The following is an 11,903-nucleotide window of genomic DNA, read 5'->3' on the forward strand; positions in this document are numbered from 1 at the left end:
TGAGATGAACTGAGGATTGCTGCGTTTTACGCCGTTGACGCGGAAATTTGGCGATATTTTATAAAAGGGAGAGGTTGTGCAGACCTTCCCTAGGTGTTGTCCGCATATTATGTCTCTGGGGTGACGGAAATTGTATCCGAGTGACAAAAACTGTCGGCCCCGGGGGGCGCGCTGCTGGGGGATCGTAGCGGAGTGGTTGGTTTTAGTTTGGCATGATAGGTGCATGACCCTCTTGAGATTGATAGGTATCAATCGGATTTAATAAGTATTTGGAGAAGATTATGAAGCAAGTTCAAAAAGGTTTTACTTTAATTGAATTGATGATCGTGGTGGCGATTATTGGTATTTTGGCTGCAGTGGCACTGCCTGCTTATCAGGATTACACAATTAGGGCAAAGGTTGCTGAGGGGCTGACGCTGTCTTCCGCGCTGAAGACTGCAATCACAGAAACATTTCAGAGTCAGGGGCCGCGTGATATGAGTTGCACAGATGCGGCTACATGTGGGGCTTTGGGTGCATCAGTGCTAGACACCACAGCGTTGGCGGGCAATATTAACGTGGATTCAATCACCAGTGGTGAGACTGGAGTAATAACGATTACGTACGAGACTTCAGTTCTGCCTGCTACTGAAAATGTATTGGTGCTGACTCCTGTTGGCCCTGACGGCACTACCGCTTTGGCACTTAATGCAGTGGCTAATGCTGGTGCTCAAGTTAATTGGACGTGTAGTATTGATGCTGCCGCTTCTCCAGTGAATGATAAGTATAAACCTTCTAATTGTCGTTAGTAGTTTTTCCTTTCTGGTGCCTAGTGAATTAATCACTAGGCACCTTAGCAGCTAAGTAAGCCGCATCGACAAATCCACCGCCCTGGCATGCTTAGTCAATGCGCCTATCGAGATGTAATCAACGCCGGTCTCAGCGATGCCTGCCAGTGTGGCTTTGCTAACATTCCCCGAGGCCTCTAGTTTGGCGCGACCTGCGGTAAGGTCCACGCCTTTGCGCATATCGTCCAGGCTGAAGTTATCCAACATAATGGTGTCAGCGCGGGCGTCGAGGGCTTGTTCCAGCTCGTTCAATGACTCTACTTCAACTTCCACGGGTTTGCCTGGTGCCAGCTGGCGGGCAGCCGCGATGGCGTTGGCGATGCTGCCGGCAGCTGCAATGTGGTTCTCTTTAATAAGGAAGGCGTCGTAAAGGCCGATGCGATGGTTATGGCAGCCGCCGCAGGTTACAGCGTATTTTTGCGCGGTGCGCAGGCCGGGAATGGTTTTGCGGGTGTCCAGAAGTTTGACCTGGGTATGCGCCACAATGTCGGCGTAGTCACGGCAGGTAGTGGCGGTGCCAGAAAGCAGCTGCAGGAAATTGAGAGCACTGCGCTCACCGGTCAGCAGGCTTCTGGCTTTTCCTTGTAGCTCGAATAACACGCTATTCGGCTCAACGCGGTCCCCGTCTTTGACGTGCCAGGTAACTGTGACTGAGTTATCAATTTGCCGAAATACTTCGTCTACCCAGGCCTGCCCGCATATGACCGCTGCCTCTCGGCTGATAATTTTTGCCGCGGCGATTTCTGTGTCCGGGATTAACATGGCGGTGATGTCACCGCTGCCGATATCCTCCTTCAGTGCTGCGCGTACAGCGGATTGAACGTCGTTTTCAGTGGCTGTCGGGAGGGGCATGGATAGGCCTCAATGGCAAATTTACTGATAAAAATTTACGGCGATTCCGCTGGCAACAACACAGTTGCCCCTAGTCTTCTAGGTAGTTTCCCGCGCTGGTCGCAGGGAAATGGCAGCTGCTATAAAACGCCTAAGTGAACGGTTGCGGATGCGCGGCGCAGGCGGAGTTTACCAAGATGGGAGGTATAGGTGTAGTTGAGTGGGCAGATATGCATAATTCGCTACTGACGACTCAACGACACTTTGGTATAACTGTGTGACCTAGGAAGGGTTGAAGCAAGCAAGGACGGCTAAGGTCGTATCCCGAACGGTGGGTTTCCAACGTATTGCCGCTGCATATCGAGATACAACGTACAAATAGAATACTAGCAGTTCGACAGATGGCTGGCAGAAATCAAAATGACTGATAAACCCAACAATGTTGTGGATTTAACCACACGCAGAGACCCGACACCCGGCGCTGTTACAGCCAGTGTGGCCGAGTTGCCTGCCGGTATGGCGGCCCTGCGTGAGAAATGTCAGTTATTCTTGGCAGAGCGTCTTACCAGCTTATTGGACGATGTTGATGACACGCTCTTTGAGCTTGCGGATGAAGCGAGCAGTGCCAAAGAACAGCATCTTTATTTTGACTCGATGCGTGAAATTCGCGTTCATCGCCAAGTGATAGAGCAAAAATTTAGCACAAAACTTCGCGACAATTTTACGGATCAGCTGAACGCCGCCGTCAACGGCGCTGCAGACCGAGGTCGAGCTAAGTTAAAGCTGCTTGAGTCAGATGCTCTGGAAGAGCTGGTTGCTATTGAAGGCATGGCGAAGAAAGCCGAGCGCCAGCACTTGCAACAATTGTGGCAGTTGAGTGTTGCCTGGCAACACAGTGTTGGTGGCGAAAGTATCAGTGCGGCGGAGTTGCCAATGGGGCCGGCAAAAATTGCCAAGGCCTTCAGCGAGGCATGCCGCGACCTGAATATCGATATCAAAGCCCGTTTAATACTGTTTAAGATGTTCGACAGCCAAATCATCTCCCGCTACGGCGAGTTATTTGCTGTGATGCTGCCGGTGTTGGAGACAAGCGGCGCCGCCTTGGAATCAGAGCGGCCTGAGCCTCGGCAGCGCCAAGATGAGTCCTCGCCGGCAACGGAGCCTTCCGGGGCAGCGGATGAAGGGAGCTCGCGGCCGGCCGCAGAGTTAGTAAATCAATTAGTCGATGCCATGGACGAGGTCTTTCAACAGGCCTCTGCGAATGAGTCGGCGACCCTTTCCAAGCCGTCGTTTATGGTCGCCCTGCAAGATATGCAGGACGAGCAGTTTAGCCACTTGAAAACCCGGGGTGCGGCAAACGACAGTCACGCATTTCTGGAGATTTCGCAAAAGTTGGTCTCTCGCCTCCGTGAGGTGAGCCGAGTTTCTCAAAATGATGCGTCGGCGCTCTCCCTCGAGAGAGATCAGGATACGGTGCATTTCGTCGGTACCTTATTCCAGTATATGCTCGAAGGCGATGGGCTTTCCGATCCTCTGAAGCGCTTGTTGGCTCACTTGCAGATCCCCATTCTAAAAATGGCGATGCTGGATAAGAGCTTCTTTAGTCGAGAAGAGCACCCGGCCAGAAAGTTGCTCAGTGCGATCGTTGGCGCGGGTATTGGTTGGTCGCCTGTTTCCACGCCCGAAAAAGACCCGCTGTATAAAAAGCTCGAAGAAGTCGTCATGCGTATTCTGGGCGACTTCGGTGTAGACACTCAGGTTTTCGTCGACGTTTTGACGGAGTTTGGTAAGTTTCAGGAAAAGGCCCAGCGTCGCGCCGAGTTGGTGGCTCAGCGCACAATCAACGCAGAGGGCGGTCGGGCAACTGCCCAGGCGGCGCGCTCATATATTTCCGGCTTGCTGGAAGACAAGCTCAGCGAGGTGGATTACCCTCCGGTGGCCCGCAAAGTCTTGTTAGACGGCTGGAGCAAAGTACTGTTCCTAAGCTATGTGCAGTCTGGTCCCGAGAGCGCAAGTTTCAAAGACGAAGTGCAATTTGTTGAGCGCTTTTTGTGGAGCGTTGCCCCAAATAATGAAGCTGGACACCGCAATGAGCTGATTACCGCGCTGCCGGTGTTGATCGAAACGCTTCGACTCGGATTTAATCGGGTGTCGCTAAATGCGTTCGAAACCGGTAAGTGGTTTGAGCAGCTTGAGCGTTTACATCTAGCCAAATTAAGCCGAAATGAGGCGGCGTCGGCACCGCGCGCGGCAGATGAAGAGCAAGCATTAGAAGATTTGGACGCCGCCTTGGCAGAGCTCGATGAGCCAGCGGTGGTATCAACGGAAAACGTTATTGCCGCTGAGGCGGTTGAGCCTGAGTTAGGTTCAAATGAGTCGCCGATTGACGATGCGGCAAGCACCGCCGCGGCGCTTGAGGCCTTGCGCGTTGGCAACTGGGTGGACTTGCGTCAAGACGACGGAAAAATGCTGCGTAGCCGCTTGGCGGCAGTGATTAACGGCATTGGTAAGTACATCTTCGTCAATCGCGCTGGAATTAAAGTCGCTGAATACGATATGGATACCCTGCGATCAGCAGTGGTTGACGGCGATATCGTGCTGATCGAAGACGACAGAATGTTTGACCGGGCACTGGAGTCGGTGATTAGTAACCTGCGCGACATGCACGACAAGCCGCTAAGTTAAGGCATCTCTGAGTTATCACCGAATTAATCAGAGGCGCCTTAAGTACTGCGCGGCTGGGCTTGTCCGGCCTCACTAAATTTCTCATGGCCTGTTACACTTTCCCGCAGAAACGCGGGAGTGCAGATGTACACGATTGATAAAAATGGGTGGTTTGAACACGCCCGCAAAACCCCCTCCGAAAACTTCAATGCTCGCCCCGAAGGGGAGGAGATTGACCTTCTGCTCATCCACAATATCAGCCTGCCACCCGGGCAGTTTGGCACGGGCTGCGTGCCGCAGTTTTTTTGTAATACCTTGGACTGCAGTCAGGATCCGGCGCTGGCCGATATTCAGGAGTTGAAGGTCTCGGCGCACTTATTCATTGACCGAGAAGGCGAGTGCTTCCAGTTTGTCTCCCTGCTAGATCGCGCCTGGCATGCGGGGGTGTCGCAATTTTGTGGCCGGGACAACTGCAACGACTTTAGTATTGGCATTGAGCTGGAGGGTGAAGACCACCGCCCCTATACCGAGCGGCAGTACCACGAGTTAGCGGCAGTCACGCGCGCCTTGCGTCAGCGGTTTCCAAAAATTAATCTAGAGCGTATCGTTGGGCACTGTGATGTTGCGCCCGGAAGAAAAACCGATCCGGGGCCGGCCTTTAACTGGGACAAATTGCGCGCCTTGTTAGCTTAACGCCTTCCTGTAGCGGTAATGAGTGGAAATTAACTATGGAATTTTTCGCGATTTTGATCGCTTGGGGTGCGGTACAGTTCTGGGGTAGCGCGGAACTGTTCCAGCGCGATAGTTGGGTGGTGCAATACCGTCAGCTGCTGAAAGGATTTGCCAGTCCCGCTCTTCGTTTGGGGCTTTTTGTATTAGTGCCGGTGTTATTACTGGCGCTGCTGTTGTGGTTGATTGCTCCGCTCGTTTTTGGCTTACCGCTGTTCTTAATTAGCGTGGCGGTATTGCTATACAGCCTGGGAAGGGGAGACTTTCAAATACAGCTGCGCCTCTACCTAAACAGCTGGCAGCGCGGAGATTTAGAAGGGGCCTTCCTCTATGGTCAGCACTTTAGTGAGGAGCTCTGTGACAGCGGTGCGGACAATGCCCTGCAAATGCACAACGCCGTGCGCAAGGCCGTGTTCTATCAGGGGTTTGAGCGCTGGTTTGCGGTGGTGTTTTGGTTTTTTGCCTTGGGACCGGCAGCGGCATTGCTCTACCGTTTGGTGTTCATGACCGCGCAAGATGCCCTTGCCAGTCAGCAAGAGCGGGATTTAAGTAAAAACTTACTCTACTACCTGGAGTGGTTGCCCGCCCGCCTTCTCGGTTTTGCCTTCGCACTGATTGGCGATTTCGAGGGGTGCTTTGGGAAATGGCGGGCTATGGTGCTGGGGGATCTACCCAGCGACGCTTACCTGGATGAGCTGGGAAGCTGTTCTATGGCCTCAGCGGTGAACGCTGAGCTCGATGGTGATCAATTCGTTCAGCAGGCAGCGCAAGAGTTGCAAAAAGTGCAGCAGTTACTTTCTCGCAGCCTACTGTGTTGGATCGCCGTGATGGCGTTAATGCAGTTGTTCTAGGGCGTGCTAAAACAATGAGTGTTAACAGGCCCTAGGCATGCGTATTGGCATTGATCTCGGCGGCACCAAAATTGAGGCCGTCGCCATGGACGACGGCGGCGACATTCTTTACCGGCAACGCACGCCGACTCCTCGCGATAATTACGCCTCCATTCTCCGTGCTATTGCCGACCTTGTTGAACGCGTTGAAACGACGCTCGGCCAGGCGGGCAGTATTGGTATTGGCACGCCGGGCGCCGCCTCAGCGGTCGACGGCAGGATGAAAAATTGCAATACCACCTGTTTGAACGGGCAAGCGCTACAGCGGGATTTAGAGGCGTTGATGCAGCGCCCGCTGCGCCTAGCGAACGATGCGAACTGTTTCGCCTTGTCTGAGGCGGTTGACGGCGCGGGGCAGAATGCGAGCAGTGTCTTTGGTGTCATTATTGGGACCGGCGTTGGCGGTGGCTTCGTGTTTTCTAAGCAGCTTCACGTGGGCGCAAATGCCATCGGGGGAGAGTGGGGGCATAACCTTATGCCAGGCGCTGACGAGGGGCGTCAGTGTTATTGTGGTCGCCGCGACTGCATAGAAACCTACCTCAGCGGCGCAGGTCTGCTGCAGAGTTACCAGCGGAATCAGGGGTGTGCTGAGAACGTACAAGGCATTGTGGCTGACGCCGAAGCCGGTAGCGAGCGCGCTCGTGCGCAGCTTGACGATTACTGCGAAAAGCTGGCCAGAGCCCTGGCATCAGTCATCAATACGGTCGACCCAGAAGCGATTGTGTTAGGCGGTGGCCTTTCTAATATTCCACTGCTCTATACCAAGGTGCCTGAATTATGGGGCAAGTGGGTATTCAGTGATCAATGCCGCACGCAATTATTGCCCGCGCGCTACGGTGATAGCAGCGGTGTGCGCGGTGCGGCCTGGTTGTGGTGAGTTAGCGTTTATCGGCGGGTTGCCAAAGTACTTCGTTGTCGCCATTGCGGCGCGCAAGTAATCGCGCCATCACAAATAGAAAGTCAGAGAGGCGATTGAGGTACTGCCTGCTAGTGTCGTTGATGGCTGTCTCGCGGTGCAGGGCAACAAGGCTGCGCTCCGCGCGACGGCAAATGGCTCGAGCAAGGTGGCAGGCAGCGGCAGGTTTATTGCCGCCGGGTAAGATAAAGTTCTTCAGTGGCGGCAGGTCGTCGTTGAGGGTGTCCAGGCTCTCTTCAAGTTCGCCGATGCGCTCTGCACTAACCAGGGTGTAGCCCGGTACAGCGAGTTCACCGCCAAGGTCGAAAAGGTCGTGCTGAATGCGTGCCAGTAGGCGAGCGTAGTCGTCTTGCTCGGGGAGTTCGGCAATCAGTACGCCCACTTGTGAATTGAGCTCATCTACCGTGCCTATCGCCTCCATTCTGGCGTGATCTTTGTCAATTCGCGAGCCGTCGCCCAAGCCCGTTGTCCCGTCGTCTCCGGTGCGGGTATAAATCTTGGATAAACGGTGTCCCATATTTCCCTCTGCTGACTGCTGTCTTGTAGAATGACGTGCCGGTGCGGAATTTCGCTGCCGGCGTAAGTATACGTGACTTACAGAAACTGGGCAGCCGAGTGCCCATAAAAACGATAATAGGAGTCAGGGTGCTGGAATTATATTTAGGTGGTGCGCGGTCTGGCAAAAGCCGCTTGGCGGAACAGCGCGCCTGCGACAGTGGCCGGGAATTGATCTACATCGCCACAGCAACCGCGGGGGATGCTGAAATGGCTGCACGTATTGCCCATCATCGGCAGCAGCGTGCAGGCTGCGGTTGGCACACCGTTGAGGCGCCTGAGCAGCTTTGCCAAGCCATCGCCGAACACGCTGCTGAAAACCGATGCATCTTGGTAGACTGTTTAACGCTGTGGTTGAGCAACTGGCTCATTAAAGATGATGAGCAGCAATGGCAGGGTGTAAGAGCCGGGTTTCTGCAGTGTATTCAGCGTAATCCAGGGCAGGTGATACTGGTCAGCAACGAAGTTGGTCAAGGCGTTGTCCCCACTGGAGCGCTGACTCGCCGCTTTGTAGATGAAGCGGGCCGCCTACATCAGGATATCGCCGCTGTCGCCGACCGGGTGGTATTTGTTACAGCAGGCTTGGAACAAGTGTTAAAAGGGAAATAACCGTGACTGAGTGGTATTTAGAGGCGGCGCCAGAGCCGGACGAGGAAATGCGCGCCGCTGCGCAGCAGCATCAAGACAATTTGACCAAGCCGCGTGGCGCTCTGGGGCGACTAGAAGATGTAGCTGTGCAACTGTCGGCGGTTCAGCGCACGCTGACTCCCAGGCTTGATCGGGCGTTTATCGCAGTTTTTGCCGCTGATCACGGCGTCGCTGCCGAGGGCGTGTCGGCGTATCCCCAAACGGTAACCGCCGAGATGGTGCGTAATTTCGCCAGCGGTGGCGCGGCAATCAGTGTGTTGGCCGACAGCGTCGGTGCGTCGTTTAAAGTGGTGAACACGGGAACAGTGTACGCGATTGAAGACCTGCCCAATGTGGTTGATCGGCGCGTGGCTGCCGGAACACAAAATATGTGTGTCACCGAGGCGATGGATCGCGAGCAGTGCTTGGAGGCCTTTGCCGTGGGCCGGGATATTATTGATGAGGCGGGGGATATTGATATCTTCCTCGGCGGTGAGATGGGTATTGCCAACAGTACCTCTGCTGCGGCACTTGCGGTGGCGCACACGCGGCTGTCGGCAACGGCAATGGTGGGACGCGGCACCGGTATTAGTGAGCAGGGCTTAGCCAAAAAAGCGGCGGTGGTCACGCGGGCAATGTCGCGGCACTTGCCGCATATGAAAGACGGGGTCGAAACCCTGCGGCGTATCGGTGGATTAGAAATTAACGCCTTGGTAGGTGCATATATTCGCGCCGCGCAGAAAGGCATCGTCGTTTTGGTTGATGGCTACATTTGCACGGCGGCAGCAATTTCTGCCGTGAAGGTGAACCCCACTATTCGACCGTGGTTGTTCTTTTCTCACTGCTCTGCTGAGCCCGGCCACAAGCGGCTGTTAGCGAAAATGGATGCGCAGCCGCTGTTAGAGCTGGATATGCGCTTGGGCGAGGGCAGCGGTGCCGCACTGGCTCTGCCAATTTTGCGTGCGGCCTGTCGACTGCACAACGATATGGCTAGCTTTGAACAAGCCGGAGTAAGTCGAGGTAGCGACGCGTGACGGTAACAAGCAGCCGTATTGACCTGCTGCGTCACGGCGCCTGCGAGGGCGGCGAGATATTTCGCGGCAGTACCGATGTTGCCTTGAGCGAAACCGGCTGGTCGCAAATGCGTGACAAAGTCGCCAGCGTGGACGAGCCTCACTGGGATCATATTGTCACCTCGCCGTTGCAACGCTGTGCGCGTTTTGCTGAAGAACTTTCTAGCAAACGCGGCATCGCTCTATCGGTGGACGAGAACTTGCGCGAGATCCATTTTGGCGACTGGGAGGGGCTGCCGCACAGTGAAGCCCAACAGCGAGATCCAGAGGTATGGCGCAAGTTTTGGCAGTCACCGGATTCGGCCAGCCCGCCCAATGGCGAAGCGATGAGTGACTTTTGCGAGCGGGTGACAGGAGCACTGGATGCCATTGCTCAGCAGCACAGTGGGCGGTCGGTGTTGCTGGTGGTGCACGGCGCGGTTATCCGCGTGATGATATGCCATTGGTTGGGTATGCCAATGGGCGCAATGACGCGGCTATCGGTGCCCTATGCCGGCTTTAGCCGCTTTCATATTTACCACCAAGATGGTCGGGAGCCGTGGGTGCAGTTGCATAGCCACGGCTAGGCCTTCAGTGGCGTGGATTACGGGCGTTCGATTTTCGGGGCGGATAGCGCCTTACTGCCTGCAATAAACCACTTGCCGTCCCGGCGCACAAATTGATAACGGGCGTGATGGCGCTGGGTTTCCCCGGCTTTGAAACTACCAAAGCTGCTTTTGTACTGTTTGTATTCCATATTGAAAGGCGCGAGCTTTCGCATGCCGACCACAGTGTCGAAGTCTTCAGGGAAGCGCAGCGTCACATAGACGTCAGCGCTAGCGGACTCGCCGCCGTCGTTCTTATTCAATACCTCGACACTCTCCAACTCGAAAAATGCGGGCTCAGCCAATTCGGCGATGTTTTTCTTTAACAGTTCTTGCACGGTGTAGTCGGTAAATGCGATGGGCTTCTGGCTGCAGGAAGCCAGCACTATCGCTGCGGCGAACACTGCGAAAATGCGGCGTAATGCAAAGGGAAAAATACACATAAATAGGTAGCTCGTTAGAAACATAACTGTCATCTTTGGGCAGTAGGCTCCTCTGCGTGCGAGATTTGCATGCTTCACGCCCTGTTTGATGACAACGAGTACACTATGGATCGCCGACTATTTATCAAAGCGCTTACTACTGCCAGCATTGGCATACCTATACTGACAGCCTGCGGGGGCGGTAGCAATAACAGCGGCGGTGGCGGTGGTACCGGTGGCGGCGTAACGCCAAGTGCGGGGCTGCGGTTTGAACACGGTGTTGCCAGTGGTGACCCCTTGGACGACCGCGTAATTTTATGGACGCGAGCAACGCCAGCGCTTGGCCACACCGGCGATATTACGGTGCTGTGTGAAATCGCCGAAGATCCGGGTTTCGAGCGCATTGTGCTTTCAGAAACCCTGAGTAGTAATGCCAATCGCGACTACACAGTAAAGTTTGACGCTGCCGGCCTACTGGCTGACCGACGCTACTGGTACCGGTTTAAAGGTGCCGACAGCAGCTCACCGGTTGGCCGCGCGCGAACCTTGCCCCTGCCTGGTCAATACACTGACCGCCTGCGCTTTGCCGTGTGCTCGTGTAGCAGCTATCCCCACGGTTACTTCTCGGTATACCGCATGATGGCAAACCGCGCCGACCTCGACTTTGTCATGCACTTGGGCGACTACATCTACGAGTATGGCCAGGATGAGTACGGCGACCATCCAGAACGTCTGCTCGATCCGGCCCATGAAATTGTCAGCCTGGACGATTACCGGCGCCGCTATGCGTTATACCGTCGCGACGTCGACCTTCAGGCCGCTCATGCCACCCACTCCTTCGTTACGGTGTGGGACGACCATGAAACCACCGACAATTCTTATAAAGATGGCGCGAACAATCACAATGAGGGCGAAGGTGATTGGTTTGAGCGCAAACGCTTAGCGATTCAGGCCTATTTTGAATGGCTGCCGATCCGTCCGCCAACCGCAAGTCAGGACAGCATCTACCGCGCCTTCCGCTTTGGCGATCTGGCTGACTTTGTCATGCTCGATACCCGTTTGGAAGGCCGGGAAAAGCAGCTTGATAACCCGGTTGATCCGGCGCGCATTGAGCAGCGTGACCTGCTGGGGCAAACGCAAAAAGACTGGTTTAAAAATCAGTTGGCGGTGTCTCAGGGGATATGGAAATTCGTCGGTCAGCAAGTCATGTTTGCGCAGCTGCAGATCCTCGAGCTGCAACGCCTGCTGCCAGGTGTCCCGACTAACGATTTCAGCCCCCTCATTGCCGTCAATATGGACCAATGGGACGGCTACCCCACCGAGCGCGAAGAGATACTCGATTTCATCGACGAGCAAGGTATTCAAAACACTGTAATTCTAACCGGTGATATCCACACCAGTTGGGCGAATGAGGTGTATAAAAGCAGTGCGATCTTGACCAGCGGTGTATTGGATGAGCCCTTGGCCGTCGAGTTCGTGACCAGCAGTATTACCTCGCCCGGCTTCCCAGACGGCGCCGCCGAGTTGGTATCGGCAGTTCTGCCCGTGGCGAACCCGCACATGAAATATACCGACCTGAAAAACAAGGGTTTCATCTTGATGGATGTCACTCGCGAACGCACACAGGCGGAGTATTACTACGCTGCTGATATCAGTCGTGCTGACCAGTCCGGGGTGGAAATGGACAAGGTCAAAACACTGTCTGTGAATGCCGGCAGCAGCCGCTTAGTCGAAGACACCCCAGTGAGCCGCCCGCGTAGCTAAGCCGCTGTAGTAGAAAAGGAA

12 protein-coding genes are annotated in these 11,903 nt (G+C 54.8%); 9 read left to right on the forward strand and 3 right to left on the reverse strand.

Translation table 11 applies throughout. The features are described from left to right. Positions 1–281 precede the first annotated feature (281 nt). Positions 282–788, forward strand: coding sequence for a pilin (locus HNR64_RS15975; RefSeq protein WP_204997408.1), 507 nt, complete (start codon positions 282–284; stop codon positions 786–788). Positions 789–839: 51 nt separating this feature from the next. On the opposite strand, the gene nadC is transcribed toward HNR64_RS15975, so the two are convergent. After that, complete coding sequence (gene nadC, locus HNR64_RS15980; RefSeq protein WP_204997409.1) at positions 840–1,679, reverse strand: carboxylating nicotinate-nucleotide diphosphorylase; 840 nt, start codon at positions 1,677–1,679, stop codon at positions 840–842. Between the two features lie 399 nt (positions 1,680–2,078). Between nadC and HNR64_RS15985 the strand changes: the two genes are divergently transcribed. The 4 genes from HNR64_RS15985 to HNR64_RS16000 all read left to right on the forward strand — a co-directional run bounded on the left by HNR64_RS15985 (position 2,079) and on the right by HNR64_RS16000 (position 6,818). Next, positions 2,079–4,343 (forward strand): DUF1631 domain-containing protein, encoded by a 2,265-nt coding sequence (locus HNR64_RS15985; protein ID WP_204997410.1) that lies wholly within the window; start codon positions 2,079–2,081, stop codon positions 4,341–4,343. 123 nt (positions 4,344–4,466) lie between these two features. Continuing rightward, entirely contained in the window at positions 4,467–5,015 is a 549-nt protein-coding gene (gene ampD, locus HNR64_RS15990) for a 1,6-anhydro-N-acetylmuramyl-L-alanine amidase AmpD (protein WP_204997411.1), read from the forward strand. A 35-nt stretch (positions 5,016–5,050) separates the two neighbouring features. After that, the gene (gene ampE / locus HNR64_RS15995; protein WP_204997412.1) at positions 5,051–5,902 is read left to right on the forward strand and encodes a regulatory signaling modulator protein AmpE; all 852 of its coding nucleotides are present in this window, start codon (positions 5,051–5,053) and stop codon (positions 5,900–5,902) included. A 37-nt stretch (positions 5,903–5,939) separates the two neighbouring features. Then, positions 5,940–6,818 carry an ROK family protein gene (locus HNR64_RS16000; RefSeq protein WP_204997413.1) on the forward strand — a complete coding sequence of 293 codons (879 nt, stop codon included), beginning with the start codon at positions 5,940–5,942 and terminating at the stop codon, positions 6,816–6,818. A 1-nt stretch (position 6,819) separates the two neighbouring features. Here the strand turns inward: HNR64_RS16000 and HNR64_RS16005 are convergent, their stop codons facing one another. Beyond that, a complete protein-coding gene (locus HNR64_RS16005; RefSeq protein WP_204997414.1) occupies positions 6,820–7,374 on the reverse strand; it encodes a cob(I)yrinic acid a,c-diamide adenosyltransferase in 555 nt (184 codons plus the stop codon). Between the two features lie 128 nt (positions 7,375–7,502). Between HNR64_RS16005 and cobU the strand changes: the two genes are divergently transcribed. From cobU to cobC, 3 genes are read left to right on the forward strand one after another with little or no spacing between them, the layout of a single operon-like run. After that, on the forward strand, positions 7,503–8,021 hold the full coding sequence (gene cobU / locus HNR64_RS16010; RefSeq protein WP_204997415.1) for a bifunctional adenosylcobinamide kinase/adenosylcobinamide-phosphate guanylyltransferase: 519 nt from the start codon (positions 7,503–7,505) through the stop codon (positions 8,019–8,021). Positions 8,022–8,023: 2 nt separating this feature from the next. After that, positions 8,024–9,073, forward strand: coding sequence for a nicotinate-nucleotide--dimethylbenzimidazole phosphoribosyltransferase (gene cobT, locus HNR64_RS16015; protein ID WP_204997416.1), 1,050 nt, complete (start codon positions 8,024–8,026; stop codon positions 9,071–9,073). Beyond that, positions 9,070–9,678 carry an alpha-ribazole phosphatase gene (gene cobC / locus HNR64_RS16020; RefSeq protein WP_204997417.1) on the forward strand — a complete coding sequence of 203 codons (609 nt, stop codon included), beginning with the start codon at positions 9,070–9,072 and terminating at the stop codon, positions 9,676–9,678. The genes cobT and cobC overlap by 4 nt, the downstream gene beginning before the upstream one ends. 17 nt (positions 9,679–9,695) lie before the next feature. Here cobC and HNR64_RS16025 read toward each other — a convergent pair whose 3' ends face one another. Further along, entirely contained in the window at positions 9,696–10,172 is a 477-nt protein-coding gene (locus tag HNR64_RS16025) for a hypothetical protein (protein ID WP_204997418.1), read from the reverse strand. A gap of 72 nt (positions 10,173–10,244) precedes the next feature. Here HNR64_RS16025 and HNR64_RS16030 point away from each other — a divergent pair, with 72 nt between their 5' ends. Continuing rightward, positions 10,245–11,882 (forward strand): alkaline phosphatase D family protein, encoded by a 1,638-nt coding sequence (locus tag HNR64_RS16030; RefSeq protein WP_239547928.1) that lies wholly within the window; start codon positions 10,245–10,247, stop codon positions 11,880–11,882. The last annotated feature ends 21 nt before the right edge of the window (positions 11,883–11,903 follow it).

The organism is Spongiibacter marinus (assembly GCF_016906995.1).
Lineage (GTDB): Bacteria > Pseudomonadota > Gammaproteobacteria > Pseudomonadales > Spongiibacteraceae > Spongiibacter > Spongiibacter marinus.

What these genes read in the sequence shown, in the direction of transcription:
- HNR64_RS16025 (WP_204997418.1), bottom strand. Translation starts at nt 10,172, where the DNA reads ATGACAGTTATGTTTCTAACGAGCTACCTATTTATGTGTATTTTTCCC.
- HNR64_RS15975 (WP_204997408.1), top strand. Translation starts at nt 282, where the DNA reads ATGAAGCAAGTTCAAAAAGGTTTTACTTTAATTGAATTGATGATCGTG.
- ampE (WP_204997412.1), top strand. Translation starts at nt 5,051, where the DNA reads ATGGAATTTTTCGCGATTTTGATCGCTTGGGGTGCGGTACAGTTCTGG.
- HNR64_RS15985 (WP_204997410.1), top strand. Translation starts at nt 2,079, where the DNA reads ATGACTGATAAACCCAACAATGTTGTGGATTTAACCACACGCAGAGAC.
- ampD (WP_204997411.1), top strand. Translation starts at nt 4,467, where the DNA reads ATGTACACGATTGATAAAAATGGGTGGTTTGAACACGCCCGCAAAACC.
- nadC (WP_204997409.1), bottom strand. Translation starts at nt 1,679, where the DNA reads ATGCCCCTCCCGACAGCCACTGAAAACGACGTTCAATCCGCTGTACGC.
- HNR64_RS16000 (WP_204997413.1), top strand. Translation starts at nt 5,940, where the DNA reads ATGCGTATTGGCATTGATCTCGGCGGCACCAAAATTGAGGCCGTCGCC.
- HNR64_RS16005 (WP_204997414.1), bottom strand. Translation starts at nt 7,374, where the DNA reads ATGGGACACCGTTTATCCAAGATTTATACCCGCACCGGAGACGACGGG.
- HNR64_RS16030 (WP_239547928.1), top strand. Translation starts at nt 10,245, where the DNA reads ATGGATCGCCGACTATTTATCAAAGCGCTTACTACTGCCAGCATTGGC.